Raw genomic sequence first — 1,336 nt, 5'->3', positions numbered from 1 at the left:
CCGGGAAGCAACTGTATTTTTGAAGTAGCCCGGTGATCGGCCGGGCTCAAGGCTGACGCTGCGCGCCACCGCCTCCGGCGGCTGACGGCCTTGACCCCATCCGCTCACCGGTCTGTTAGGCCTGCAGGCGCTCGGCTGAATGCCGAGCGCGGGCTGGCACGCTCGTTAACCCACCGCATGGCGACTGGCATCCCATTTCTCGCGGCGCGTGATCATGATGTTGAGAATGACGATCAGCTTGCGCATGCAGGCGACCAGGGCAACCTTTGGCTTTTTGCCCTTGGCGATCAGGCGGCGATAGAAAGTCTTTAGCACCGGGTTGTGCCGGGTCGCAGCTCCCATGCAAGCCATGTAGAACAGATTGCGGACCTTGCGGCGTCCACCCTTGATCTGGCGCTCGCCCTGCCGTTTGCCGCTATCGTCATCGTACGGCGCGACGCCCAGCAAGGCGGAGATGGCCTCGTTGCTCACCTGGCCCAATTCCGGCATGGCTGCAATGAGGCCGGCCGAGGTGATCTTGCCAAGTCCCGGCACGCTCTCGATGATCTCGGCGGTTTCGGCAAAGTGCGGGCTGGCCTTGGTCAGGGCTGCGATCACAGCCTCAAGCTTGGTAACTTCGAGGGCGATCGCCTTCAAGAGCCGCTCATGCATTTTCCGCACCGGGATCGGCACGGTGTGCTCGCACCTGTTTTGCATCTGGGTCTGCTGCTCCAGCAGAGCCTGACGCGCATTGACGATCTGGACAAGCTCCTCGCGTGCCGCGTCATAGGCTTGGCCCCGAGCTTCGTCAAAGGTCTCGGCGAACCAGGCGATCATCTCAGCATCGATCGCATCGTTCTTGGCGAGCCGCCCGGCCGATTGGGCGAAGCTGCGCACCCGTTTTGGGTCGACGATCCGCACTTCGATGCGGGCGTCACGCAGTGCCTTGGCCCAGTCCCGTTCGTAGCCGCCGGAAGCCTCCATGACTGCCTTGCCGACCTTGTGCTTGCGAAGCCAGCGGATCAGTGCGCGCTGCCCCTCCGCGGTGCTCGGGAACGTCTGCCGTTGAGACAACGAGCGAATGCACGCATCCACCTTGTCCTTGGCCACGTCAATACCGACGACAACGACCTCATTTTGTGCCATCATCCACTCCCTTCCTTGCTCGGTCCGGGCTCGCAGCCCATGCAACTGTTCGGGTTGAGGAAGACACCGGATCTGTCCCTCGCTTCCCGACAGGCTCTCAAGGCCTTGGAGCACGAACGGGCTCAGATCCAGCGACGGGCGGTTGGTCAGAACCGCCCGTTCGCACATTCTGGCAGATCTTGCGGACACAAGAGCACGAAGTAAGCCGTAA

At 62.4% G+C, this 1,336-nt stretch carries 1 protein-coding gene; it reads right to left on the bottom strand.

The window, feature by feature from the left end:
* Positions 1-165: 165 nt before the first annotated feature.
* Complete coding sequence (locus CQ13_RS15865; RefSeq protein ID WP_057843803.1) at positions 166-1,128, bottom strand: IS110 family RNA-guided transposase; 963 nt, start codon at positions 1,126-1,128, stop codon at positions 166-168.
* Positions 1,129-1,336: the final 208 nt, after the last annotated feature.

Source organism: Bradyrhizobium retamae, assembly GCF_001440415.1.
In the GTDB taxonomy this organism is placed as follows: Bacteria; Pseudomonadota; Alphaproteobacteria; order Rhizobiales; family Xanthobacteraceae; genus Bradyrhizobium; species Bradyrhizobium retamae.
The sequence above is the reverse complement of the archived record's forward strand: the minus strand, read 5'-3'. Positions and strand labels throughout refer to the sequence as shown.